The 23,982-nt window shown below is 71.1% G+C and carries 22 protein-coding genes and 1 tRNA gene; 11 read left to right on the forward strand and 12 right to left on the reverse strand.

What is annotated here, in order from left to right; translation table 11 throughout:
• Window positions 1-645, forward strand: a complete 645-nt coding sequence (locus ACSBPH_RS05500) for a 4'-phosphopantetheinyl transferase family protein (RefSeq protein WP_442576592.1) — start codon at window positions 1-3, stop codon at window positions 643-645.
• Here ACSBPH_RS05500 and ACSBPH_RS05505 read toward each other — a convergent pair.
• From ACSBPH_RS05505 to ACSBPH_RS05515, 3 genes are read right to left on the reverse strand one after another with little or no spacing between them, the layout of a single operon-like run.
• Complete coding sequence (locus ACSBPH_RS05505) at window positions 602-1,882, reverse strand: M1 family metallopeptidase (RefSeq protein WP_442576593.1); 1,281 nt, start codon at window positions 1,880-1,882, stop codon at window positions 602-604. The genes ACSBPH_RS05500 and ACSBPH_RS05505 overlap by 44 nt on opposite strands.
• Window positions 1,879-5,817: a Pls/PosA family non-ribosomal peptide synthetase gene (locus ACSBPH_RS05510; protein ID WP_442576594.1), complete on the reverse strand. Its 3,939-nt coding sequence runs from the start codon at window positions 5,815-5,817 to the stop codon at window positions 1,879-1,881. The genes ACSBPH_RS05505 and ACSBPH_RS05510 overlap by 4 nt, the downstream gene beginning before the upstream one ends.
• Window position 5,818: 1 nt before the next feature.
• Window positions 5,819-6,412 carry a hypothetical protein gene (locus ACSBPH_RS05515; protein WP_442576595.1) on the reverse strand — a complete coding sequence of 198 codons (594 nt, stop codon included), beginning with the start codon at window positions 6,410-6,412 and terminating at the stop codon, window positions 5,819-5,821.
• Window positions 6,413-6,606: 194 nt separating this feature from the next.
• Between ACSBPH_RS05515 and pstS the strand changes: the two genes are divergently transcribed.
• The 4 genes from pstS (at window position 6,607) to pstB (ending at window position 10,638) form a co-directional block, all read left to right on the forward strand.
• Window positions 6,607-7,710 (forward strand): phosphate ABC transporter substrate-binding protein PstS, encoded by a 1,104-nt coding sequence (gene pstS, locus ACSBPH_RS05520; protein WP_442576596.1) that lies wholly within the window; start codon window positions 6,607-6,609, stop codon window positions 7,708-7,710.
• A 77-nt stretch (window positions 7,711-7,787) separates the two neighbouring features.
• Window positions 7,788-8,732 carry a phosphate ABC transporter permease subunit PstC gene (gene pstC, locus ACSBPH_RS05525; RefSeq protein WP_442576597.1) on the forward strand — a complete coding sequence of 315 codons (945 nt, stop codon included), beginning with the start codon at window positions 7,788-7,790 and terminating at the stop codon, window positions 8,730-8,732.
• Window positions 8,732-9,832 (forward strand): phosphate ABC transporter permease PstA, encoded by a 1,101-nt coding sequence (pstA, locus tag ACSBPH_RS05530; RefSeq protein WP_442576598.1) that lies wholly within the window; start codon window positions 8,732-8,734, stop codon window positions 9,830-9,832. Before pstC ends, pstA begins: the two co-directional genes overlap by 1 nt.
• Window positions 9,833-9,858: 26 nt before the next feature.
• A complete protein-coding gene (gene pstB, locus ACSBPH_RS05535; RefSeq protein WP_442576599.1) occupies window positions 9,859-10,638 on the forward strand; it encodes a phosphate ABC transporter ATP-binding protein PstB in 780 nt (259 codons plus the stop codon).
• 199 nt (window positions 10,639-10,837) lie between these two features.
• Here the strand turns inward: pstB and ACSBPH_RS05540 are convergent, their stop codons facing one another.
• The 6 genes from ACSBPH_RS05540 to sigK all read right to left on the reverse strand — a co-directional run bounded on the left by ACSBPH_RS05540 (window position 10,838) and on the right by sigK (window position 15,038).
• Window positions 10,838-11,725: an aminodeoxychorismate lyase gene (locus tag ACSBPH_RS05540; RefSeq protein ID WP_442576600.1), complete on the reverse strand. Its 888-nt coding sequence runs from the start codon at window positions 11,723-11,725 to the stop codon at window positions 10,838-10,840.
• 189 nt (window positions 11,726-11,914) lie between these two features.
• A complete protein-coding gene (locus ACSBPH_RS05545; protein ID WP_442577247.1) occupies window positions 11,915-12,553 on the reverse strand; it encodes a DNA-directed RNA polymerase subunit beta in 639 nt (212 codons plus the stop codon).
• Window positions 12,554-12,680: 127 nt separating this feature from the next.
• On the reverse strand, window positions 12,681-13,088 hold the full coding sequence (locus tag ACSBPH_RS05550; protein WP_442576601.1) for a VOC family protein: 408 nt from the start codon (window positions 13,086-13,088) through the stop codon (window positions 12,681-12,683).
• Window positions 13,089-13,167: 79 nt separating this feature from the next.
• The gene (locus ACSBPH_RS05555; protein WP_442577248.1) at window positions 13,168-13,515 is read right to left on the reverse strand and encodes a helix-turn-helix transcriptional regulator; all 348 of its coding nucleotides are present in this window, start codon (window positions 13,513-13,515) and stop codon (window positions 13,168-13,170) included.
• Between the two features lie 99 nt (window positions 13,516-13,614).
• Window positions 13,615-14,439 carry an anti-sigma factor gene (locus ACSBPH_RS05560; protein ID WP_442576602.1) on the reverse strand — a complete coding sequence of 275 codons (825 nt, stop codon included), beginning with the start codon at window positions 14,437-14,439 and terminating at the stop codon, window positions 13,615-13,617.
• On the reverse strand, window positions 14,436-15,038 hold the full coding sequence (gene sigK, locus ACSBPH_RS05565) for an ECF RNA polymerase sigma factor SigK (RefSeq protein WP_442576603.1): 603 nt from the start codon (window positions 15,036-15,038) through the stop codon (window positions 14,436-14,438). Before sigK ends, ACSBPH_RS05560 begins: the two co-directional genes overlap by 4 nt.
• Window positions 15,039-15,349: 311 nt before the next feature.
• Here sigK and ACSBPH_RS05570 point away from each other — a divergent pair, with 311 nt between their 5' ends.
• From ACSBPH_RS05570 to ACSBPH_RS05590, 5 genes are all read left to right on the forward strand, one after another.
• The gene (locus ACSBPH_RS05570) at window positions 15,350-16,018 is read left to right on the forward strand and encodes a fasciclin domain-containing protein (protein ID WP_442576604.1); all 669 of its coding nucleotides are present in this window, start codon (window positions 15,350-15,352) and stop codon (window positions 16,016-16,018) included.
• Between the two features lie 93 nt (window positions 16,019-16,111).
• Entirely contained in the window at window positions 16,112-17,260 is a 1,149-nt protein-coding gene (locus ACSBPH_RS05575) for an SLC13 family permease (protein ID WP_442576605.1), read from the forward strand.
• A 43-nt stretch (window positions 17,261-17,303) separates the two neighbouring features.
• Window positions 17,304-17,376 (forward strand) — tRNA-Lys (locus ACSBPH_RS05580).
• A gap of 241 nt (window positions 17,377-17,617) precedes the next feature.
• Window positions 17,618-18,841 (forward strand): protein kinase domain-containing protein, encoded by a 1,224-nt coding sequence (locus ACSBPH_RS05585; RefSeq protein WP_442576606.1) that lies wholly within the window; start codon window positions 17,618-17,620, stop codon window positions 18,839-18,841.
• Window positions 18,838-19,317, forward strand: coding sequence for a hypothetical protein (locus ACSBPH_RS05590; protein ID WP_442576607.1), 480 nt, complete (start codon window positions 18,838-18,840; stop codon window positions 19,315-19,317). The genes ACSBPH_RS05585 and ACSBPH_RS05590 overlap by 4 nt, the downstream gene beginning before the upstream one ends.
• A gap of 45 nt (window positions 19,318-19,362) precedes the next feature.
• On the opposite strand, the gene ACSBPH_RS05595 is transcribed toward ACSBPH_RS05590, so the two are convergent.
• On the reverse strand, window positions 19,363-19,941 hold the full coding sequence (locus ACSBPH_RS05595; RefSeq protein ID WP_442576608.1) for an isochorismatase family protein: 579 nt from the start codon (window positions 19,939-19,941) through the stop codon (window positions 19,363-19,365).
• The gene (locus tag ACSBPH_RS05600) at window positions 19,938-22,256 is read right to left on the reverse strand and encodes an MMPL family transporter (RefSeq protein ID WP_442576609.1); all 2,319 of its coding nucleotides are present in this window, start codon (window positions 22,254-22,256) and stop codon (window positions 19,938-19,940) included. The genes ACSBPH_RS05595 and ACSBPH_RS05600 overlap by 4 nt, the downstream gene beginning before the upstream one ends.
• Window positions 22,257-22,309: 53 nt before the next feature.
• Between ACSBPH_RS05600 and ACSBPH_RS05605 the strand changes: the two genes are divergently transcribed.
• Entirely contained in the window at window positions 22,310-23,320 is a 1,011-nt protein-coding gene (locus ACSBPH_RS05605; protein WP_442576610.1) for an EamA family transporter, read from the forward strand.
• Window positions 23,321-23,491: 171 nt separating this feature from the next.
• On the opposite strand, the gene ACSBPH_RS05610 is transcribed toward ACSBPH_RS05605, so the two are convergent.
• Window positions 23,492-23,884, reverse strand: a complete 393-nt coding sequence (locus ACSBPH_RS05610) for a hypothetical protein (RefSeq protein WP_442576611.1) — start codon at window positions 23,882-23,884, stop codon at window positions 23,492-23,494.
• Between the last annotated feature and the right edge of the window lie 98 nt (window positions 23,885-23,982).

Raw genomic sequence — 23,982 nt, forward strand, 5'->3', positions numbered from 1 at the left:
GTGGACGACGTGGACGTCGCGTGGCGGAGGATCGCGGACGGGATGCCGCGCCGCGAGGCGGCGTGGGGGCTGCTGCGCGAACTCCTCCCCGCGAGGGCGCGGCTCAGCAACCCGTGCGCGCGATGCGGCGGACCGCACGGCGCCGTGCGCGTCGAGGGCGCGGCCTTCGTCGCGAGCGTCTCCTACGCCGGTGACTTCGCGGTCGTCGCCGTCGGAGACGCGACGGCGGTCTCGGCGATCGGCGTGGATGCCGAACTCGCCGACGATCCGCGCCGGGAGGCGGCGGGCATGCACGGCCTGCTCGGCCGGGGCGAGGCATCCGTCCGCTCCTGGACCCGGGTCGAGGCGGCACTGAAGGCCGACGGGCGCGGCCTTCGCGTGGACCCGGCCGCCGTGCGGATCAAGGAGACGCCCAGCGGGTGGACGGCTGCCGTGCCGGGCGGAGGCATCTTCCTCGGCACCGACGCCGCCGTCCCGTCCGCCCTCGTCGTGAGCGCCGCCGTCCGTCCGCGGGTCTCTTCTGCCCCTCCTCCCCTCCGCGACACTTCAGGAACGGTGGCGCGACACGGCGTGCCGAGCCCCCGAAGCGAAGTCTCGCGGCTCAAGGGAGGGGTGGGAGAGGCGTCCGATCGAGCCACGGCGTGAGGAGGGGGCCCGGGTCGGCGCCGGTGACCTCCTCGACGCAGCGGCGGAAGTCGTCGGTCGTGACGAGGGCGTGCCGGTGCTGCGCGGCCCACCGGCGCAGCACGGCGAAGAACGCGGCATCCCCCACCCGCAGACGCAGGGCGTGCAGGGTCAGCGCGCCGCGCTTGTAGACCCGGTCGTCGAACATGAGGTCGGGGCCGGGGTCGGTCAGGAGCAGGTCCTGCGGCTCGCGGCGCAGCCTCGCGTGATGCTCCGCGGCGAGCCGGGCCGCAGACGGGCCGCCGGAGGCCTCCGACCACAGCCACTCGGCGTAGCAGGCGAAGCCTTCGTTGAGCCAGATGTCGCGCCAGTGCCCGATCCCGACGCTGTTGCCGAACCACTGGTGCGCGAGCTCATGGGCGATGAGGCGCTCGGAGTCGGGGTCGAGGTGGTTGGACCCGAAGACGGCGAGACCCTGGGCCTCGAGCGGGATCTCGAGGGGGTCCTCGGTCACGACGATGGTGCAGGCATCCTGCGGATACGGCCCGAAGCTCTCGTCGAAGAGCGCGAGCATGCGCGGCAGATCCCGGAAGGCATACGCCGCGCGGCCCGCGAGCGCGGGCGGCCGCACGACGGTCGCCGGTCCGATCGCGGTCTCGCGGTAGCGGCCGATGTGGACGGCGGCGAGATAGGTGGCCACCGGCAGGGCAGAATCGAACTCCCACCGGGTGCGGCCGCCGCTCTCGCGCCGCGTCGCGACGTGCCGTCCGGTCGCGGCCACGTGGTAGCCGTCCTCGGTCGTCACGGCGATGCGGTACGCGGCACGGTCGTCGGGCCTGTCGTTGCACGGGAACCACGTCGGCGCGCCTGTGGGCTGACCTGCGACGAGCGAGCCGTCGTCGAGTTCCTCCCAGCCGATCGCGCCCCAGCGCGAGCGGCGCGGCGCCGGGGCGCCCGAGTACACGACCTCGATCGAGAACGCCTCCCCCGCGACCAGGGGCTGCGGCGGGATGACGCGGATCTTCCGCGGCCCGGGTCGCACCGTCGTGCGGGGGTCGCCGTCGATGCGCACGCGCGTGGCCTTGAGCCCCACCAGGTCGAGGGCGATCGAGCGCGTGTCGACCGCCGCGACGGCGTTGATGATCGCGCGCCCCTCCAGGCGGTTCGTGCGCACACGATACGCGATGTCGAGGTCGTACGACTCGACGTCGAAGGTCGGATCCCCGCTCTGCGGGGCGTAGGGGTCGTGCGGCCTCACGATGTCGACTGGTAGGCGCGCACCTTGACGGCGCGCCACGGTCCGATGGGGTTGCCGCTCCAGCGCGAGCCGATCGGCACGGTCTCGCCGCGCATGACGAGGGACGCGGGTCCGACCGTCGCGTGGGCGCCGATCATGGCGGCGGGCAGGATCACGCTGTGCGGACCGAGTGTCGCGCCCGGCTGCAGTTCGACGGTGTCCATGCTCATGATCCGATCATGGAACAGGTGCGTTTGGACGACGCACCCGCGGTTGACGGTGGATCCGTCGCCGAGCGTCACGAGGTCGGGCTCGGGCAGCCAGTAGCTGTCGCACCAGACGCCGCGCCCGATGGTGGCGCCGAGCGCGCGAAGCCACACCGCGAGGGCCGGGGTCCCCGCGGCGCTCCGCGCGAACCACGGCGCCGCGACCATCTCGGTGAAGGTGTCCGACACCTCGGTGCGCCACACGAAGCTCGACCACAGCGGCTGCTCCCCCGCGTGGATGGGCCCGACGATGAGCCACTTCGCGACCACCGAGACGCCGGCGGCGACGGCCCCCGCCGCGAGCATGACGATCCCCGAGGCGAGCAGCGTCCAGACCGGCCCGACCGCGGCGAGCAGGCCTGCGAGCGTGAACAGCACGAGGAGCCCGATCGCGACGGTGACGAACACCGGTATGAGCCGGCACAGCTCCCACAGCGCCCGCGCGAGCCGCAGGTGCGCGGGCGGGTGGTAGGTGCGGCGGTCGTCGCCCTCCGCCGACAGGCGCCGGAGCCGCACCGCCGGCGAGCCGAGCCACGACGACCCCGGCTTCGCCTTGACGGGCGCCGAGGAGAGCACCGCGACGAGGCCGTCGCGCGGCACCCGGTGTCCGGGCGCGGCCATCCCCGAGTTGCCGAGGAACGCGCGCTTGCCGATCCGCACGGCCCCGAGGCGCATCCACCCGCGGTGCAGCTCGTACGAGGCCACCATCGTGTCGTCGGCGAGGAACGCGCCGTCTTCGATCCGCGTCATCGAGGGGATGAGGAGGACGGTGGATGCCTCGACATCGTGTCCGACCTCGGCCCCCAGCATCCGGAGCCAGACGGGTGTGAACAGCGACGAGTAGAGCGGGAAGAGGATCGTGCGCGCGGAGTCGAGCAGCCGCTCGATCGTCCACGCCTGCCAGCCGGTGCGGCTGCGGATGGGGAAGGTGCCCTCGTGCAGCCCGATCGAGAAGAGCCTCACGAGGACGACGACGGCCGCGGCGAAGACGACGCCCACGACGAGCGTCGCCGGCACGAGCCACGCGAACGCCAGGCCCAGGGCCGCGCCGAGCGACTGCGCACCGCGGATGCCCTGCGCGATGACGAGACCGCCGACGGCGAACGACACGAGGGGAAGGAGGGCGAGCAGCAGAGCGGATGCCGCGTAGGCCCAGAGCCATCGCGTCCGAAGCGGCGGCCTCGTCCCGGGCCAGTCCGAGGCGGTGCCGCCGACGCGGGCGGCGGGCGAACCGGCCCACGCCTGGTCGGCGCGGACGCGCCCGAAGACGGCCGAGCCCGGCGCGATCTGCGCCCGCTGGCCGATCCGCGTGCCGGGGGCGAGCGTGCTGCGCGTGCCGACCGTCGCGTCGGCGCCGACCCGCACGGGACCGATCCGCACGAGGTCGCCGTCGATCCAGTACCCCGAGAGGTCGACCTCGGGCTCGATCGCCGCGCCGTCGCCGACCTCGAGCATGCCCGTGATCGGCGGGAGCGTGTGCATGTCGACGTTGCGCCCGATCTTGGCGCCGAGCGCACGGGCGTAGTACGACACCCACGGCGCCCCCGCGAGACCCACCGCGTCGACCTGGTCGGCGATCTGCTCGGCGAGCCACAGGCGCAGGTGCACGGTGCCGCCGCGCGGATAGTCGCCGGGCTTCAGACCCGCCAGGAGAAGACGGGCGGATGCCGCGGCCACCCCCATGCGCCCGAACGGCGTCGCGAAGACCACGAGTCCGACGACGAGCGCCCACCAGGGCACCGACGGCAGCGCCTCGAACCCCGGCACGAGGTTCAGGACCGTGCCCGCCGTGAGGAGGTAGAGCAGCCAGCGCACGCCGCTCAGGATGAACAGCGGCGCGCCGATGAGGGTCTGCGCCCACTGCGTCGAGCGCGGCGTCGGCTCGGGGCGGCGGAACGAGACCGAGTCCTCCTCGGCGAGGAACGGGCCGAGAGCCTTGGCCATCGCCCCGAGCCGCGGCACGTCGTAGATGTCGGCGACGGAGAACTCGGGCACGCGCCGGCGGATGCGCGAGACGAGCTGCGCGGCCGACAGCGATCCGCCGCCGAGGTCGAAGAAGTCGGCCTTGCGGTCGGGGACCGGGAGGCCCAGGACCGCCTGCCACTGCTCGGCGAGCCACGCCTCGGCGGGACTCAGCCCCACGGCAGGCACCTCGATGCCGGGAAGCGGCCACGGCAGGGCGTCGCGGTCGACCTTGCCCGACGTGCGCACGGGCAGCTCGTCGACGACCGCGAGGAGCGGGACGACCGCGGCCGGGAGCACCTCGGCGAGTTCGGCGCGCGCGGCGGCCCGGTCGAGCTCGCCCTCGACCACGAGGTACCCGACGAGCACGGGCACGCCCGCTTCGGTCGTGCGCACGGCGGCCGCAGCGGCCGTCACGGCCTCAAGGTCCTGCAGTGCCGACTCGACCTCGCCGAGCTCGATGCGCCGGCCGCCGACCTTCACCTGGTCGTCGGCGCGGCCCTGGAAGACGAGGCCTGCGCGCTCGAAGCGCACGAGGTCGCCGGAGCGGTAGGCGCGGTCCCAGCCGAGCGTCGGCATCGGGGCGTACTTCTCGAGATCCTTCACCGGATCGAGGTAGCGGGCCAGCCCGACGCCGCCGATGATGAGCTCGCCGACGCCGCCCTCGGGAACGCGCTCCCCCTCGCGGTCGACGACGGCGAGCGCCCAGCCGTCGAGGGGCAGGCCGATCCGCACCGGAGTCGAGCCGTCGAGGGGCGCCGCGCACGCCACGACCGTCGCCTCGGTCGGGCCGTAGGTGTTCCACACCTCGCGCCCCTCCGACGCCAGGCGCGCCGCGAGCTCGGGCGGGCACGCCTCGCCGCCGAAGATGAGCAGGCGCACGTTCTCGATGGAATCGCTCGGCCACATGGCGGCGAGGGTCGGCACGGTCGAGACGACCGTGATCGACTGCCGGATGAGCCACGGCGCGAGGTCTTCGCCCGAACGCACGAGGGCCCGAGGCGCGGGCACGAGGCACGCGCCGTGCCGCCACGCGAGCCACATCTCCTCGCACGACGCGTCGAAGGCGACCGAGAGCCCCGCGAGCACGCGGTCGCCCGGGCCGATCGGCGTCTCCTGCAGGAAGAGGCGGGCCTCGGCATCCACGAATGCGGCGGCCGACCGGTGCGAGACGGCGACACCCTTCGGCACACCCGTCGACCCCGAGGTGAAGATGATCCACGCGTCGTCGTCGACGAGCGGCGGCGGCACGACCTCCATCGCGTGGGTGCTCGGGTGCGGATGCTTGCCGGAGAAGAGCGGTGCGGATGCCGCGGCCCCCGTCGCCTGCTCGTGCGGCGTGTACTCCCCCGAACCGGTGATGACGCCCTTGACGGCGGCTTCGCCGAAGACGAGCCGCGCGCGCTCATCGGGATCGTCGGCGTCGACCGGGACGTAGGCAGCGCCCGCGGCGATGACCCCGAGGATCGAGAGGTAGAGCTCCTTCGACCCCGACGCCACCCGCACGCCGACCCGATCGCCGCGGCGCACGCCCGCCTCGTGCAGCCGCGCCGCCGTGAGGCCCACCCGCGCCATCAGCTCGCGGTAGCTGAGCGCGCCCGAACCGTCGTCGATCGCGGAGGCCTCGGGGTGACGTGCCGTCGTCGTGCGGAGGATGTCGAGGAGCGTGCGGGCCGGCGGCGCCTGCGCCGAGCGGTCGAGCGCGCTCTGCGCGGCGAGGGCCGCCACGTCAGGACAGGAGCTCGACGAGCTGAGCCTTCGTCAGCCGCGAGTATCCGGTTCGGCCCTCGTCGCGGGCGCGGTCGCGCAGAGCGGCGACGGTGAGCGTGTCGAGATCGGTCGGCGTGGTCTCGGCGGGCTCGAGGGAGTGCTCGTCGGCGGCGGGGCCGAACGCCGACACGCTCTCGGCGGGCTCGAGGGAGTGCTCGTCGGCGGCGGGGCCGAACGCCGACACGCTCTCGGCGGGCTCGGGTGAGGCATCCTTCTTCGCGGCATCCTTCTTCCGCGCGCCCTTCGTGACCTTCGCGGCCGCCTTCTCGGCCTTCGCGGCCGCCTTCTTCTGCTCGCGCGAGAGTGCCGTCTCGGTCGCGGCGAGCGCGATGCCGGCGGCCTTCTCGGCCCGCTTCGCGACCTTCTTCGGCCGTCTGCGGATCGCCTTCTTCGACACGTGGGCCGCACTCTTGGCCTCGTCGGCCGCGGCTCGCAGCTTCTTGCCCTGCTTGCCGTCGAGGGTCTTGGCGACCTGCTTCGCGAACTTCGCCGCCGCCGTGGCGTCTTCCAGCGCGGCGATGGCCCGGCGCTCGGGCTTCGTGGTCTTGGACATACGCCGAACACTAGTCCTCGCGGGTTAACGGACGGGAGAATCGCCCCGATGCGGCACAGAAATCGGCGGCGGATTCACGCGGTCCGTTCACCTCCCGTTCATCCGCGTTCTGCAGTCTCGTAAGAGTCGCTGTTTAGCGTTCAGGGCGAACCCTGCACCGGGTTCTCAACCCTGACACCCGAAGGATCCACACAGTGAAGATCTCTCGCATCGCCCAGCTGGGCGCTGTCGCCGCGATCGCGGCCCTCACGCTCGCCGGATGCGCCTCGAACGAAAGCACCAGCGGCGGCGAGACGCCCGCCGAGAGCTCGGGCCCGGCGCTGTCCGGCACCCTGAACGGCTCGGGCGCCACGTCGCAGCAGGTCGCGATCCAGGCTTGGACCGCCGCGTTCCAGACGTCGAACCCCGACGTCACCGTCAACTACGACCCGCAGGGCTCGGGCACCGGCCGCGAGTCGTTCCAGTCCGGCGCCGTGCAGTTCGCCGGTTCCGACCGCGCGTTCAAGATCGAGGAAATCGAGGCGGGCCCGTTCGACGTGTGCGCCGAGGGCTCCGACATCGTCGAGATCCCGGCCTACGTGTCGCCGATCGCGATCGCGTTCAACCTCGAGGGCGTCGACGCGCTGAACCTCGACCCCGCCACGATCGCCGGCATCTTCGCGGGCACGATCACCAACTGGAACGACCCGGCGATCGCCGCCACGAACTCGGGCGTCACGCTCCCCGACCTCGCCATCACGCCCGTCCACCGCTCCGACAAGTCGGGCACGACGGCCAACTTCACCGACTACCTCGCGCAGTCGGCCGCCGACGTCTGGTCGTACGGCTCGGTCGAGGAGTGGCCCGTGCAGGCTGGCGAGGCCGCCCAGGGCACCTCGGGCGTCGTCAACGCCATCAAGGGCGGCAACGGCACCATCGGCTACGCCGACCACTCGCAGACCGCTGACCTGAGCGTGGCCAGCGTCCAGGTGGGGTCGGAGTGGGTCGAGCCTTCGGCAGAGGGCGCCGCCAAGGCGCTCGACGCCTCGGCGATCGAGGAGGGTCGCGCGGCGACCGACCTCGCGTTCAAGATCGACCGCACCACCGAGGCCACCGGCGCCTACCCCGTCATGCTCGTCAGCTACCTCATCGGCTGCGCCGAGTACAAGGACGCCGCCGCCGCGGAGCTCGTCAAGGGCTTCTTCACGACCGCCGTCAGCGAGGCCGGTCAGCAGGCCGCCGCGAAGAACGCCGGCAGCGCCCCGATCTCGTCGGAGCTCGCCACCAAGGCGCAGGACGTGATCGACCAGATCAAGTAAGACCCCACACTCCGGCCCCGGCGCGCCCCTCGCGGGTGCTCCGGGGCCGGATGCGGACCCCGACCCGAACGGACGAAATGACCGCCGCACCAGCCACGACGAACATCGAGGCGAAGAGGCGTCCCGGCGATATCTGGTTCTCCGGCACGGCCCTCGCGGCCGGCTCGATGATCCTGGTGACGCTCGCGGCCGTCGCACTGTTCCTCATCATCCAGTCGATCCCTGCGATCGGCGCCACCTCCGCCGACGCGACCCTCCTCTCGACGAACTTCTGGGACTACGTCTGGCCCCTCCTCTTCGGCACGATCTGGGCAGCGTTCCTCGCGCTCCTCATGGCCGTGCCGCTCTCGCTCGGCGTCGCCCTCTTCATCACGCACTACGCCCCGCGCCGCATCGCATCCGGCCTCGGCTACATCGTCGACCTGCTGGCCGCCGTGCCGTCGGTCGTCTTCGGCCTGTGGGGCATCCTGGTGCTCGCCCCCGCCGTACAGCCGGTCTACGTGTGGCTCAACGCCAACATGGGCTGGTTCCCGCTCTTCGGCGGCAATGTCTCGGCCACGGGCCGCACGATCTTCACCGCGGCCATCGTCCTGGCGGTCATGGTCGTCCCGATCATCACCGCCATCTGCCGCGAGATCTTCCTCCAGACGCCGGTGCTGCACGAAGAGGCCGCCCTCGCCCTCGGCGCGACGCGCTGGGAGATGATCCGCATGGCCGTGCTGCCCTTCGGGCGCAGCGGCATCGTGTCGGCGTCGATGCTCGGCCTCGGCCGCGCCCTCGGCGAGACGATGGCCGTCGCGATGGTGCTCTCGGCGACGGGCACCGTCACCTTCCAGCTCTTCACGTCGACCAACCCGTCGACGATCGCCGCGAACATCGCGCTGACCTTCCCCGAGGCCTACGGGACGAACATCAACGTCCTCATCGCCACGGGCCTGATCCTGTTCGTCGTGACATTCGCGGTCAACTTCGTCGCGCGTTGGATCGTCAACCGTCGCAAGGAATTCTCGGGGGCCAACTGATGACCATCACCGCTACGCCTCCGCAGCCTCGGACCGTCGTGCCCCGCCGGTCGACGCTCACGACGGGGCGACTCCCCCGCTGGTCGGTGTGGGTCATCCTCGCCGGCGCCCTCTTCGCGATGCTCGCCGTCTTCGGCGTCCTCGCGGCGGGATCGGGCGAAGACCTCAACATCGCCGGATGGCTCATCTCCAGCGCCGTCCTCTACCTCGCGATGATCTTCACGATCTCGGCGATCGTCGAGAGCCGCCGCAAGGCCGTCGACCGTTTCGTCACGGGGGTCGTCGCCTCGGCGTTCCTCATCGCGATGGTGCCGCTCATCTCGGTCGCGGTCACGGTCGTGGTCAACGGCATCAACCGCTTCGACGCCGAGTTCTTCTCCTCGTCGATGCGCAACGTCGTCGGCGAGGGCGGCGGCGTCCTGCACGCCATCGTCGGCACCGTCCTCATCACCGGCATGGCGGCGCTCATCTCGATCCCGATCGGCCTCATGGCCGCCGTGTACCTCGTGGAATACGGCGAGGGCAAGCGTCTGGGGCGCGGCATCACGTTCCTCGTCGACGTCATGACCGGCATCCCCTCGATCGTCGCGGGTCTGTTCGCCTACGCCCTCTTCGCGCTCTTCTTCGGCCCCGGCATCCGCATGGGGTTCATGGGATCCATCGCGCTCTCGGTGCTGATGATCCCCGTCGTCGTGCGCTCGACCGAGGAGATGCTGCGCCTCGTCCCCAACGAGTTGCGCGAGGCGGCGTACGCCCTGGGCGTGCCGAAGTGGCGGACGATCGTCAAGGTCGTCCTCCCCACCTCGATCGCCGGTATCACGACGGGCATCATGCTCTCGATCTCGCGCGTCATCGGCGAGACGGCCCCACTGCTCATCACGGCGGGCTTCACGAACAGCATGAACTACGACCTCTTCAACGGCCGCATGCAGACGCTCCCCGTCTTCACCTACACCGAGTACGCCAACCAGGGCATCCCGCCCGAGGCGTACACCGACCGCGCCTGGGCCGCCGCGCTCACGCTCATCCTCATCGTCATGGTCCTGAACCTCGTCGCGCGCCTCGTCGCGAAGGTGTTCTCCCCCAAGACCGGTCGCTGACCCTCTCACCCGAAAGAACCAGAGCCTTGTCCAAGAGCATCGAAGTCAACGACCTCAACGTCTACTACGGCGACTTCCTCGCCGTCGAGGGCGTTTCCCTCTCCATCGAGCCCCGCAGCGTGACGGCCTTCATCGGCCCCTCCGGCTGCGGCAAGTCGACGTTCCTGCGCACCCTCAATCGCATGCACGAGGTCATTCCGGGCGCCCGCGTCGAGGGCGAGGTGCTCCTGGACGGCGACAACCTCTACGGTCCGGGCGTCGACCCCGTGCTCGTGCGCCGCCAGGTGGGCATGGTGTTCCAGCGCCCCAACCCCTTCCCGACCATGTCGATCAAAGAGAACGTGCTCGCGGGCGTCAAGCTCAACAACAAGCGCATCTCCCGCTCCGACGCCGACGCGCTCGTCGAGAAGTCGCTGCGCGGTGCGAACCTGTGGAACGAGGTCAAGGACCGCCTCGACAAGCCCGGCTCGGGCCTCTCGGGCGGACAGCAGCAGCGTCTGTGCATCGCCCGCGCGATCGCCGTCTCGCCCGACGTGCTCCTCATGGACGAGCCGTGCTCGGCCCTCGATCCCATCTCGACCTACGCGATCGAGGAGCTCATCGACGAGCTGAAGAACGACTACACCGTCGTCATCGTGACCCACAACATGCAGCAGGCCTCGCGGGTGTCCGACAAGACGGCCTTCTTCAACATCGCCGGCACCGGCAAGCCCGGCAAGCTCATCGAGTACAACGACACGACCGCGATCTTCACGACGCCGACCGTGCAGGCGACCGAGGACTACGTCTCGGGCCGCTTCGGGTGAGGCCCGGCAGCACCCCATCACGGCGACGCCGGCTCCCTCGCGGGGCCGGCGTTTCGCCTTTCGCGCGGGGGCTGATCCGGCCTCGCCCCGAACGAGCGGAGGTGCTCGCCGGAAGGGAGGGCGGGATGCCGCGTTTCGGCCCTCCCTTCCCGTCACGACCTCCGCTCGATCGGGCGCAGAGCGACCGGGTCGGGGCGGTTCAGTCCCTGGGGCTCAGCAGATAGTCGTTGAAGGATGCCGTGAGCTCGGCGTCCACCGGGATCGCGGCGCCGTCGATCGACGTCAGGGGAGCGGCGAGCCGGATGCTGGAGAGGAGCCACGCGGCATCCGCCTTCGGCAGCTCCGCCGTGGGGATCTGCTCGTAGGCGACCTCGTGACCGGTGTCGCGGAGATGGTCGAAGAGGCTGATCTGCGTCGTGCCGTGGAGGATCGCGCCCGCCGGCTCGGGCGTGACGAACCGGTCGCCGAAGCGCAGCACCACCGACGCGGTCGGCGCCTCGAGCACGAAGCCGTCGCTCGAGACGAAGATCGCGTCATCCGCTCCCCGCCTCTTCGCCTCGCGGATCGCGGCCATGTTGACGGCGTACGACAGGGTCTTGGCGCCGAGGAGCAGCCACGGGGCGCGCGCGGGCGCGTCGCTGTCGTAGCCGCGATCGAGGGTCACGACACGGATGCCGCGGGTGCGCGCCGCCGAGTTGTCCGGCGCCTGCGCGGTGGTGGCCCATGCCGTCGGCGCGGGGCCGTGCTCCACGCCGCGGCTGAGGATGAGCTTGATCACGCCCTCCCCCTCGGCGGGGCTCTCCGCCGCCGCACGGACGATCGCCTGGCGCCACTGCTCGCGGTTCGGCACAGGCAGGTCGCAGAGGGCCGCCGAGTGCGCGAGGCGGTCGAGGTGCGGGCCGACCTCCTGCGCGTGGCCATCGACGACCCCGATCGACTCGAAGATGCCGTCGCCGCGCTGCGTGCTGAGCTCGCCGACGCTCAGGGCGGGGGTCGTCGGGTCGACGACCGTGAAGGTCTCGGAGAAGTCTTCGCGGGAATCATCGGATGCCGCGGGGTCGATCATGAGAGCGAAGCGCCAAGCCATGATCGAAGCCTACGCGGCGGGAATACCCGTCCCCGACCCTCGGTTAGACTGTCTTAGCCGGGCCGCAGTAACCCCGGGCTCCATCTTCTGCCGCCGCGAGCGGCCTTGCGCCGAGAGGCGTTCTGCGGCCCGGCACTTTCGTACCCGGACGCCGTCGCCGGCGCCCTGTGGAACCGCGTCGGCGGCCGCTCAGGTCAGCGCGTCGCGGCGCCACAGCGCGGCGCACGCCGTGAGGTCGCTCGCGTAGTCCGACAGGCGCAGGGCACGCGTGGTGAAGGCCGAGGCGCGTTCGGGCTCGGTGGCCTCGTAGTCGTCGGCGAGGTGCGTCGCCCCCGACGCTTGCACGCGGCAGAACGCCGCGGCGCGCTCGAGGGCGACGGCGAAGTCGCCCTCGAAGAGCCCGCGCATGATGGTGTCGATGAGCGTCACGAGCTCATCGGGGCCGGCCGGCACGGGGGCGCCCGCCACGACGGCGTCGGCCGAGCGCAGCTCGGTCCTCCCCCGCTCGTAGAGCAGGGCCGCCGTCTGCGCGTCGTCGTGGATCATGAGTTGCAGCAGGTACAGCCGCCACAGGGCGCCCGGCAACGTCTTCGCGGGCGACCGCGACCACAGTTCGGCGATGTCGTCGATACCGTGCTCGGTCGTGAAGGCGACGAGCCGGTCGACCACTTCGCCGCTGCGGTCAGCGCGCACCCGTGAGAGCAGAGCCTGGGCCGTGGAGTGGGCGACGCGCGACACCTCGGCCGGATCCTCGGCCGAGAACAGCCGATCGAACAGCTCCGCGGGGCGGCGCACCGGCTTGTGGTAGTCCCTCGATCCGTCGCTCACCCGCTCAAGGCTACCGGCGGCGACGAGCACCGGCGCCGCCGCGGCGAGGGCGAATGCCTCGTCGCGCGCGGGCACGGCGTCACGCGCGGGCACCATCCAGGGGAGGCACATCGGCGGAGCCTCGACCTCAGGCCTGGTTGATCCGGATGTGGTTGCCGGCGGGGTCGCGGAACGCGGCATCCCGAGCTCCCCACCCCTGGTCGATGGGCTCCTGGAGCACCTCCGCACCGAAGGCGCGCAGCCGCTCGAACGTCGCGTCGAGGTCTTTCGTCGAGAAGACGTAGGGCCCGGGGCCCGAGCCCTTGACGACGAGCCGCGTCAGCGCGTCGCCGTCCTCCGGCGAGCGGCCCGCGCTCGGATCCGAGACGACGAGCGAGAGGCCGGGCTGACCGGGAAAGCCGAAGCTCACCCAGCGGTGGCCGTCGTAGGCGACGTCGTTGACGATCTCGAGTCCGAGTCCGTCACGGTAGAAGGGGATGGCCGCGTCGACGTCGTCGACGGTGATGGGGCTGTAGGCGAGTGAGATGTCGGTCATGGATGCCACGGTAGGCCAGCCCCGCAGGCGGCGCTTCTCCGATCCTGCTCGATCCGCGGCGCCCTCGGACAGCGGTCTGTCAGGCGTACCGCGTGGGCCGCGTGAGGAGCTTCGCGATGCACAGCGGCATCGCCTCGGCGGCCTCATGCGGTCGTGCGCGGTACGCGCTCGGCGTCTCGCCGACCATCTCGGTGAACGCCGAGCTGAACGAGCCCAGCGATGTCGCACCGACGGCGGTACAGGCATCCGTCACCGAAGAGCCCGCGCGCAGCAGCGCCATCGCGCGCTCGATGCGCCGTGTCATGAGGTAGGCGTAGGGCGTCTCGCCGTAGGCGGTCTTGAACTCGCGCGAGAAGTGCGCGGGACTCATGAGCGCTCTCGCGGCCATCGTCGGCACGTCGAGGGGCAGCGCATAGTCGCGGTCCATGAGGTCGCGCGCGCGGCGCAGATGCACGAGCGTCTGCGGGGTCTGCTCAGGACGACCGGATGCCACGGATCGAGGCTACCGGGAGGCGCAGACGCCGCGTCAGGCCGTCGCGATCGTGACGATCGGATCGGTCGTCGGCTGCCCCGTCTTGGAGCCGCCGCGATCTTCGACCGTCACGGCGATGACGTCGCCGGGCTGCATCTGCTCCTCGAGGAGCGCTGTGGCCTGCCCGTCGCGGTCGGGGCTGAAGACGCCGGCGGCCACGGGGGTGTCGCCGCGCACGAACCACAGCTCGTAGGTCTTACCGCTCTCGGGCTTCGAGACGCCGTCGGTCACGAGCACGACCTTGCCGAGCGACTCCGACCAGTGCGCGGTGGCTGTTCCGCCGCCGGCGACCTCGGCGGTGGCGGCCTGCGAGTCCTCGGCGTCTTCGATCTGGTTGAGCGCCGTGATCGACGCGGGCTCGCGAAGCCGGTCGCCGATGACGACCGCGGTCGTTCCCAGGGCAATGAGGAGGACGAAGGATGCCGCGAGTGCGAGCAGCCCGCGGGTCCAGTTGCGCCGGGCCACCGTCTGGACGGCCTCCGTCGACGGCGGCGGCTCGGCGGCGCGCCGCGGCTCGTCGTCCACGGGGAGCGGCTCGGCGGCACGCCTCGGCTCGTCGTCCGGGGGAAACGGCTCGACGAGGCCGTCGGTGCCGGTACCGCCCGAGATCCGCGAGAGCAGCTGACCGCGCAGCGCGAGCGGCGGGGCCACGGCATCGACGGCGTCACCGAGGTGCGCCGCGGTCGCGACATCCGCGTCGACGATGACCGCCCAGTCGGGGTGCTCGGCGAGCGCGGCCTGGAAGGCGCGCTCGTCTTCGGGCGACAGCGCGTGGAGCGCGTGGCCTGCGGCCAGCTCGGCGAATTCCTGCACGTTCACGATGTCACCCCCATCTCGGTACGCAGGCGCGACAGTCCGTCGCGCATCCTTGTCTTTATCGTTCCCAGGGGAGCTCCGACGAGCGCGGCGATCTCGCTCTGAGAGTAGCCGCCGAAGTACGCCAGCGTGATGGCCTCGCGCTGCGCCTCCGGGAGCGTTGCGACGGCCTTCGCGACCCGTCGTCCCTCGATGCGCAGTTCCACCTGTTCGGCGACACCGTCATGAGCGACGTCAAGATCGCGGAAGCCTATGCGGACGTCGCGATCGGCACTGGCCTGCGACGACCGAACTCGGTCGACGGCACGTCGGTGCGCGATCGTGAGAACCCACGCTCTCCCCTGCCCCTTATTCGGAGCGAACTTGCCGGCGGATTGCCACACCTCGAGGAAGACCTCCTGCAGCACTTCCTCGCTCTGCGCCCGGTCTACGAGCACGCGGAGGATGAGGCCGAAGACGCGGGAGGCGAGCATGTCGTAGAGGCGCGCGAATGCTGTCTGGTCGCCGTCGACGATGCGTGCGAGGAGGTCGGCAACGTGATCGATGCGCTCCGGACCGTCTTCCGACACGTCCACATCGTCGATCACCACATCCATCAGCATGCCCTAGCCACCCCCTTCGCCCTAGTCGACTCGGCCGACTGTCTCCCGGGAAAGTGAGCGAGTAGACTCCCGTGCCCGGTGAGACGCGGTTCTCCTCCCCCTCTGCGGGGTTTTCTCCTCACCCTCTGCGAGTAGTTCGAGCCCGCGCTCCGTTCGGATTGGCCCCCGACGTCATCGATCGGATTCCCGTCGATTTCCAATCCGTTCGGACGGATGCCTCGAACAGCCCGTGTACGCCGCTCAACGGCGCACCACCCGGAGCACCGGGGTGTCCATTGGGGCCGCAGCGGTCCCCGACAACGGAGGAACTCATGCTCACCAAGAAGACCCACATCGCAGCTGGACTCTCGCTCGCCTTCGCCGCGGCGCTCGCCCTTTCGGCATGCAGCTCGAGCAGCGGCGGCACGACCGACGACACGATGTCGTCGTCGGCGCCGACCACGGAGTCGTCGCCCTCGATGACGGCGGAGACGATGGACCCGGCCGCGAACCTCGTCGGCCCCGGCTGCCAGGACTACGCGGACGCCGTGCCGGACGGCGGCGGCTCGATCGCGGGCATGGCGCAGGACCCGGTGGCGGTCGCGGCATCCAACAACCCGCTCCTCACGACCCTCGTGTCTGCGGTCAGCGGCAAGCTCAACCCCGACGTGAACCTCGTCGACACCCTGAACGGCAGCGAGTTCACGGTCTTCGCCCCGGTCGACGACGCCTTCGCGAAGATCGACCCGGCCACCATCGAGGCGCTCAAGACCGACTCGGCGACCCTCTCGTCGATCCTCACGTACCACGTCGTGCCCGGCAAGATCGCGCCGGACGAGATCGTCGGCACGCACACCACCGTGCAGGGTGCGGACCTCGAAGTCACCGGCAGCGGTGACAGCCTCATGGTCAACGGCGCGAACGTGATCTGCGGTGGCGTCCAGACCGCCAACGCCGTCGTCTACCTCATCGACTCGGTGCTGATGCCCCCGGCTCAGTAATCGGTCTGACGAACGCTGAGGGGCGGCCCATCCGGGCCGCCCCTTTCGCGTGCGTGGTCGGAGGACGCCCCGCGAGGCGCCAGGATTGTCCTCGTGCCGATCGCGATCATCGGGGGCGTCCTCCTGCTCCTCAGCGCAGGTGCCGTCGCCCTCGGGATCATGCCCATGTCGGATGTGCTCGTCATCGCCGACCGCGTCTGGCCGATCCTGCTCTTCGTCGTCGCCATCACCGTCGTCGCCGAACTCGCCGCCGGCGCGGGCATCTTCGATGTCGCGTCGGCATTCCTCGCGCGTATCGCGAAAGGACGCGTGTGGCTCCTGTGGCTGCTCATCGTCGGCCTCGCCATCCTCTCGACGGCGTTCCTCTCGCTCGACACGACAGCCGTCCTCTTCACTCCCGTCGTCGTGGCCGTCGCGCGCGCCCACCGCCTCGATCCGCTGCCCTTCGCCTTCACGACCGTCTGGCTCGCCAACACCGCCTCGCTGGTCCTGCCGGTGTCGAACCTCACGAACCTGCTCGCGGTGGAGCGGCTCGGCATCGACGTCGGCGCGTTCGTCGCGCTCCTGGGCGCTTCGGCCCTCGTCGCGATCGCGGTGACTGTCGCGCTCCTGTGGATCGCGTTCCATCGCCGGCTGCGCGGACGGTTCTCACTCGCACCGGCACCTGCGATCGGGGACCGGATGCTGTCGTGGGTCGCGGGCGGTGTCGTCGTGGTGCTGCTGCCGCTGCTGGTCTCGGGCATCCCGCCCTGGATTCCGGCGCTCGGCGCGGCGGTGGTGCTCGTCATCGTCTTCCTGTGGCGTTTCCCTCGGGCCCTGCGGCCGTCGCTCCTGCCGTGGCAGCTCATCGTCTTCGCGAGCGGCCTGTTCCTCGCCGTGGGCGTGCTCGAATCGCTCGGCGCGCGCACGGTTCTCGAAGGGCTCAGCAGGACGGGCGACGATCCGGTCGCGCTCTGGCGGCTTTCGGGAGTCGGGATGCTGGGCGCCAACGCCGTCAACAACCTCCCGGCCTATCTCGCGCTCGAGGGGGTCGCGGACTCCCCCGCGCGACTCGGGGCGCTCCTGGTCGGGGTCAATGCCGGGCCGCTCATCACGCCGTGGGCCTCGCTCGCGACGATCCTCTGGCACAGCCGCCTGACCGCGGTGGGCGTGACGGTGTCGTGGAAGCAGTTCGTGCTGCTCGGGCTCATCGCCGCGCCCGTCACGGTCGGGCTCGCCGTGATCCCGCTCACCCTCCGCTGAGGGATTCTGACCACGCGAACCGCCAAGTAGGCTTATACGTCGCGGGCCTCTAGCTCAGTCGGTAGAGCATCGGACTTTTAATCCGCGGGTCGTGGGTTCGAGCCCCACGGGGCCCACGCATGGCGAAGGAGGACGCCCCCGGGCGTCCTCCTTCGCCATTCCTGGGCCTCGTATCGTCGAGATCGCAGCCCGATAAGCACGGCTTCGAGCCCACGGGGCCCACACCCGATTCGTGGGCCCGTGCCACCGATCGACAGACAAGTCAAGCGCCTCCTGCGGTCATGCGCCGCCAGGTAAGTTGCACGTCATGACCCCCCTCAGTGTCCGTCCTGAGCGCCCGCGACGAGTCGCCGACGAATGACGAAAGCGACGTCGGCCGATCTCGGCACCGGCAGCATCCTCGACGGCCGTTACCGCCTCGACGAGACGATCGGCGAGGGCGGCATGGCGCGCGTGTACCGGGCGGAAGACATGGCCCTGCAGCGCACCGTCGCGATCAAGGTCATGCGCGGACCCGCCGAGGGCGTTCCCGAGACCGATCGCGTGCGCTCTGAGACGACGCTCCTGGCGTCGCTCGGCCATCCGTCGCTCGTCACGCTGTACGACGCGCACATCTCCACGACCCAGCCGAGCTACCTCGTCATGGAGTACGTCGAGGGTAAGACGCTCCGCGAGCGGCTCGACGGCGGGGCGCTGCCTCCCGAGGAGGCCGCCGCGCTGGCGCTCGACCTCGCCGAGGCCCTGCATGTCGTGCACGAGAAGGGCGTCGTGCACCGCGACATCAAGCCCTCCAACATCCTCCTGTGGCCCTCCCCTCTCCCCGACCGCACATTCCGGGCCAAGCTGACCGACTTCGGCATCGCGTATCTGCTCGATGCGACGCGCGTGACCTCGCCCGGCACCGTCATCGGCACCGCGGCCTACCTCGCGCCCGAGCAGGTGCGTGGCGAGAAGCCGTCGCCCTCGGCCGACATCTACGGACTCGGCCTCGTGCTCCTCGAGGCGCTCACGGGCCGGCGCGCTTTCGCCGAATCGGTGGGGCATGAGGCGATCGTGGCGCGTCTGACCGTCTCACCGTCGATCCCCCTCGACCTTCCCCCGACGTGGCGCGCCATGCTGACGGCGATGACGGCATCCAACCCCGATCGTCGTCCCACAGCGCTGCAGGTGGCCCTCGCGGCGACCGAACTGCGCAAGCCGAACCCCGCCACGGAAGAGGTCCTCGCGGCCTTCGCGGATCCCGCCCTCACGGCGGCGTACTCGGTGCATACCGAGCCCGTCGCCGTCGTCGCACCGGCTCCGATCGACAGGGCCGTGCCCCCTCGCCCACTCGACCCCACGCGGACTCAGGTGCTGCCGCAGGAGCACCCCGCCACGGTGGCGCCTGTCGCGTCGCCCGGCCGCCGAAAGGGGATCCTCGTCCTCAGCGCGATCGCGCTCGTCCTCGTGCTGGCGATCGCGATCGCGGTGGGTGTCGCGGTCTCGAACGCCTCGGCGCCCGATCCGACGCCGACGCTCCCCGCGGTCGAGGAGCCGCTCGGCACCCATCTGAACGACCTTCTCGACGAGGTGACCCCGTGATCGGCCGGCGCTTCGCGGCCGCGCTCGCCGGCACCGCCCTCATCATCGGCCTGACCGGGTGCGCGGCGACGGGACCGATCGACGGCTCCGCCGCCGCCGCGATGCAGGACTCGGTCGTTGCGGTCGCCCAGATGGCGGCCGGCGGCGATCCGACCGCGGCGAACGCGAAGCTGGATGAGCTGCAGACCCAGCTCGACTCGGCCATCGACGACGACCTCGTGACGGCCGCCCGCGCGGCGAGCATTCAGAACGCCATCGATGCCGTGCGCACCGACCTCGCCACTCTCATCGCGGCGGCGACGCGACCCGAACCCGCACCGGCAGAGAGCACCACGCCCGTCGACACCGGATCGACCCAGCCGACCGACAACGTCGGCGACACCGGCTCGACGAACCCCAACAGCGGTCCGGGCAACAACAGCGGCAACCCCGACAGCAACAACGGCAAGGGCAAGGGCAAGAAGGACGGCGGCTGAGCCGCGATCCCGAAGACGGTACCTCAGACGGGGCCGCCTCGGTCGTCAGATGCCGGACTCGGCCAGTTCTGCCCCCGCGTGGGCGAGCTCGGCGAGCGCGGCGTCGCTCGAGTGCGCGGCGACGCCCGCGACGAGATCGGTCAGCACCCGCACGTGGCGACCGTGCTCGATCGCGTCCAGCGCCGACGCGCGCACGCAGTAGTCCGTCGCGATTCCCGCGACATCGACGTCGACGACCCCCGCAGCGTCCAGCAGCTCCGAAACCGTCGCGCCCTCGTCGGTGGTGCCCTCGAACAGGGAGTAGGCGGGCTTGCCCTGGCCCTTCTTCACGTGGTGGGTCACGGCGGAGGTGTCCAGGCCCTCGTCGTACTCGGCGCCCGCCGTGCCGCTCACGCAGTGCACCGGCCACGTGTCGACGAAGTCGGGCTCGGGGTGGAAGTGCCCGCCGTTGTCGTTCTCGGCGTCGTGCCAGTCGCGGGAGGCCACGATCACGGCGTACTCCGAAGCGTGCGCACCGAGGTAGCGCGTGATGCGCTCGGCGACGGCATCGCCGCCCTCGACCCCGAGCGCGCCGCCCTCGGTGAAGTCGTTCTGCACGTCGACGATGAACAGCGCCTTGCTCATCCTTCGAGGTTACGCCGCTCCCGTCGCGATCCGGCAGCGGTGACGACGGATGCCTCGTCCTCGACGGAGGCGCCGTCGTCGACGGATGCCTCGATCCCGCGGGCTGCGGCATCCGTCTCCCGCTTTGCGAGCCGCGAGGGCCACCAGATCGCGCGTCCGATGTCGTACGAGACGGCGGGAACGAGCAGCGAGCGCACGACGAAGGTGTCGAGGAGCACGCCGAACGCGACGATGAACGCGAGCTGCGCGAGGAAGAGGATCGGGATGACGCCGAGCGCCGCGAAGGTCGCCGCGAGCACGAGGCCGGCCGAGGTGATGACGCCGCCCGTCGCGACCAGGCCGCGCAGGATGCCGGGTCTCGTCCCGTGCCCGATCGTCTCCTCCCGTACACGCGACATGAGGAAGATGTTGTAGTCCACCCCCAGCGCGACGAGGAAGACGAAGCCGTACAGCGGCACCGCGGGGTCTGCCCCCGGGAAGTGGAAGATGCCGTTGAAGACGAGCGCGCTCACGCCCAGCGCCGCCCCGAACGAGACGATGACGCTCAGGATCAGCAGCACCGGGGCGATGATCGCGCGGAGCAGGAGCATGAGGATCACGAGGATGACGAGCAGGACCACCGGGATGATGAGCGTCCGGTCGCGGATCGACGTGTCGTTCGAGTCGATGTCGGTCGCCGTCACGCCGCCGACGAGGGCCGTGCCCTCACCGAGCTGATCGTCCAGGGCAACGCGGAGCTCGCGCACGGTGTCTTCCGCGGCCACGGAGTCCGCGGCATCCGTCAGCGTCCCGACCACGAGCACGTCGCCGTCCGACACCGTCGGCTCGGGTGCGGGCGTTCCCGGCGGGCCGGGGGCCGTCAGCACGGCCTCGCCGTCCTGCAGCTCGATCGTCGCCTGACCCGTCGGGGAGTCTTCGGATGCCACGGCCACCGCGTCGACCCCGTCGCTGTCGTCGAGCACCGCCGCCGCCTCGGCGAGCTGGTCCTCGGGGACGACGACGTACACGGGGCTGCCCGATCCGGCCGGGAAGTGCTCGGCGAGCACGTCCTGCCCGTCGCGGGCTTCGGACGCGCCGAGCACGAGGTCGCTCGAGGGCACGCCGTCGGCCTGCAGCACGAGGATGCCCGCGGACGCGGTGAGCAGCAGTGCCGTGCTGATGATCCAGATCGGACGCGAACGGCGGGCGACGAAGCGCGCCTGGCGCGGCCAGAATCCCTTGACGGCCTGGGTGAGATCGTCGGGAAGCGGCTCGATCGGCTTCTTGGGGATGAAGGGCCAGAACGCCGAACGGCCGAAGACGGCCAGGAGTGCGGGGAGGAAGGTGAGGGCGGACAGCACCGCGAAGGCGATGCCGATCGCGGCGATGGGTCCGAGCGCCCGGTTGGTCGCGAGGTCGGAGAGCAGCAGGCACAGCAGGCCCGCGATGACCGTGCCGCCCGAGGCGATGATCGGCTCGAAAGCGCCCCGCCATGCCCGGGTCGTGGCATCCCATCGCGGCCTGCCCTCCGCGATCGCCTCGCGGAAGCGCGCGACGTAGAGGAGCGCGTAGTCGGTCGCCGCACCGATGACGAGGATGAAGAGGATTCCCTGCACCTGGCCGTTGAGCACGACGATGCCCGCCTTGGCGAGCCACCACACCGTCAGCAGGGCGACGCACAGCGCGAAGGTCGAGGTCAGCAGCACGAGGATCGGCAGGAGCGGAGAGCGGTAGACGATCACGAGGATGATGAACACCGCGAGCAGGGCGACGCCGAGGAGGAGTCCGTCGATGCCGAGGAAGCCCTCGACGAGGTCGGCCGTGAACCCGGCGGGGCCCGTGACCCATGCCTCGAGACCCGCGGGCAGGTCCTGTTCGATCATCGTGCGCAGCGACTCGACGGTGACGCCGATCTCACCCGAGGCGTCGATCGGCACGAAGATCTGGGCCGCCTCGCCGTCCTCCGAGATGATCGGCGGCGAGACATCCCCCGAGACGCCCTCCACGCTCGAGATCTGGTCGGCGAAGTCCTGGATGTCGGCCTGCTGCGCCTCGGTGAGGTCGCCGTCCCCCGTCACGACGACGACGGCGGGGATCGTGTCCTGGCCGAGGAAGTCGGGCAGGCGCTCGCTCACCGCCGTCGCATCGGCGCTCTCGGGAAGGTACGCCGACTGGTCGTTGCTGGACACCTCGTCGACCTTGCCGAAGTACGGGCCGCCGATGGAGCCGCCGACGAGCCACACGAGGATGAGGACGACGGGGATTCCGATGCGGAGCCAGCGGGTGGGCTGGCGCTGGGTGTCCTCAGGTGAGCGCAGTTCGCGTCGTGTCGACATATCGCTAGTTTATCTAGCAATCTATCGAATTGCGAAACCTTTAGGCTGAGCCGATGCTCCCCGCACTCGTCGCGCTCGCCGGCGCCCTCGTGTACGGCTCGGCCGACTTCCTCGGGGGCCTCGCCGCACGGAGCCTGCGCTCGATCGTCGTGACGGCTCTCGCCGCGCTCGCGGGGCTCGTACTGCTCGTGGCCGCGTATCCGTTCGTCGGCGGCGCCTGGCTCCCCGCCGACGTCGGGTGGGGGGTTCTCTCCGGGTTCATGGGTGCCGCCGCGATCGTGCTCCTCTACGCATGCCTGGCTATCGGACCCATGAGCATCCTGTCGCCGCTCACGGCCGTCGTCTCGGCGATCGCGCCGATCGTGTGGGGACTCCTCGTCGCCGGCGAGACGCTCTCGTGGGTCGGCTACGCGGGCCTTGCCGTCGCCCTGGTGGCGGTGGTGCTCGTCGGCTTCATCCCCGGCGCGAAGGTCGTCCGGCCGAGCGTGCGCGGACTGCTCCTCGCGGTCGGGGCGGGCCTCGCGATCGGCGCGTTCCTCATCGTCATCGACCAGACGAGCCCCGAGAGCGGGCTCGTGCCGCTCATCCTCAACCGCTCCGTCAGCAGCGTCATCACGATCGCGGCGGTCGGCGTGCTGGCGGTCGTCGCCGTCCGTTCCGGGCGGCGCGCGGCATCCGTCTTCGCGGCAGCCGGGGCGCAGCTCGGGGCGACGCCCACGGGGCACGCCGATCTCGAGCACGCGGCCGAATCGCCGGAAAGCTCGCCCGTGCAGTCGCAGTCGCCGTCGCCCGCGCAGTCGCCCGCGGTGCCGGTGCTGCGCATCTCGCTCCGCCGAGCCGTCGTGCTCGCGGCCGCGTGCGGGGTCGTCGACGCGATCGCCAACGTCCTCCTGCTGTTCGCGCTGCGCAACGGCGACCTCACCATCGTCTCGGCGCTGACCGCGATGTACCCGGCCGGCACGATCCTGCTGGCCGCGATCGTGCTGCGCGAACGGATCGCCGGCATCCAGTGGCTCGGTCTCGCCCTGGCCCTCGCCGCCGGAGCCATGCTCGCCCTCGCCTGATGCTCTCTGTGGCGGCGGGGGTTGTCGTCGGGCGCGTGAGACAAGGGATTCCCGTCGACCCAGGGGAAAAGAACCCATGTCTCGACGAGAATCCCTTGTCTCGCGGTCGGGGTCGGCCGCCGCAGGCCGCGTCAGCCCTGGTCAGCCCGCGCCAGCCCGGGTCAGCCCGAGTCAGCCGCGAGCGAAGAGCAGCACCCACGAGAGGATCGTCGCGACGACGCCGAGTCCGAAGAGTCCCGCCGCGAGCAGCGCGATCGACCGCACGGCCGGGGAGCCCTGCGTCAGCCGCATCCGGTTGGGCCTCCCCCGGCGGTAGAAGATGTCGGCCATGTCCTGACGCTCGAGCTCCCGCGCCTGCTCGGGCGTGAGGTATGCGGCGTTCACGCCGCCGTCGGCGTCGAACCACCGCACGATCGCCGCGTCGTCGCGGTCCACGATCGCCCGCGCGGGCAGCCACGTGCCGTCGGCGAGCTTCGCGACGAGGGCCACGAGGCCGAGGAGGATGCCGGCGCCGATCCCCACCCAGGAGAAGATCTCGATGACGGCGTCGAGCGCGTGGTCCATCGGCTCCTCACGGGATCGGGTTCGAATACCGGCACCGGATACACGTCGAGACTCGCTGGTGAGCGAGCCTCGACGTCCGAGCCGCCTCAGGGAGTCGA

Source organism: Microbacterium sp. F51-2R, assembly GCF_052180235.1.
Classification (GTDB): Bacteria; Actinomycetota; Actinomycetes; order Actinomycetales; family Microbacteriaceae; genus Microbacterium.

What these genes read in the sequence shown, in the direction of transcription:
- ACSBPH_RS05600 (WP_442576609.1), bottom strand. Translation starts at nt 22,256, where the DNA reads ATGTCGACACGACGCGAACTGCGCTCACCTGAGGACACCCAGCGCCAG.
- pstC (WP_442576597.1), top strand. Translation starts at nt 7,788, where the DNA reads ATGACCGCCGCACCAGCCACGACGAACATCGAGGCGAAGAGGCGTCCC.
- ACSBPH_RS05595 (WP_442576608.1), bottom strand. Translation starts at nt 19,941, where the DNA reads ATGAGCAAGGCGCTGTTCATCGTCGACGTGCAGAACGACTTCACCGAG.
- ACSBPH_RS05605 (WP_442576610.1), top strand. Translation starts at nt 22,310, where the DNA reads ATGCTCCCCGCACTCGTCGCGCTCGCCGGCGCCCTCGTGTACGGCTCG.
- ACSBPH_RS05515 (WP_442576595.1), bottom strand. Translation starts at nt 6,412, where the DNA reads ATGTCCAAGACCACGAAGCCCGAGCGCCGGGCCATCGCCGCGCTGGAA.
- ACSBPH_RS05555 (WP_442577248.1), bottom strand. Translation starts at nt 13,515, where the DNA reads ATGGACCGCGACTATGCGCTGCCCCTCGACGTGCCGACGATGGCCGCG.
- pstA (WP_442576598.1), top strand. Translation starts at nt 8,732, where the DNA reads ATGACCATCACCGCTACGCCTCCGCAGCCTCGGACCGTCGTGCCCCGC.
- ACSBPH_RS05610 (WP_442576611.1), bottom strand. Translation starts at nt 23,884, where the DNA reads ATGGACCACGCGCTCGACGCCGTCATCGAGATCTTCTCCTGGGTGGGG.
- ACSBPH_RS05570 (WP_442576604.1), top strand. Translation starts at nt 15,350, where the DNA reads ATGCTCACCAAGAAGACCCACATCGCAGCTGGACTCTCGCTCGCCTTC.
- ACSBPH_RS05550 (WP_442576601.1), bottom strand. Translation starts at nt 13,088, where the DNA reads ATGACCGACATCTCACTCGCCTACAGCCCCATCACCGTCGACGACGTC.
- ACSBPH_RS05540 (WP_442576600.1), bottom strand. Translation starts at nt 11,725, where the DNA reads ATGGCTTGGCGCTTCGCTCTCATGATCGACCCCGCGGCATCCGATGAT.
- sigK (WP_442576603.1), bottom strand. Translation starts at nt 15,038, where the DNA reads ATGCTGATGGATGTGGTGATCGACGATGTGGACGTGTCGGAAGACGGT.
- ACSBPH_RS05585 (WP_442576606.1), top strand. Translation starts at nt 17,618, where the DNA reads ATGACGAAAGCGACGTCGGCCGATCTCGGCACCGGCAGCATCCTCGAC.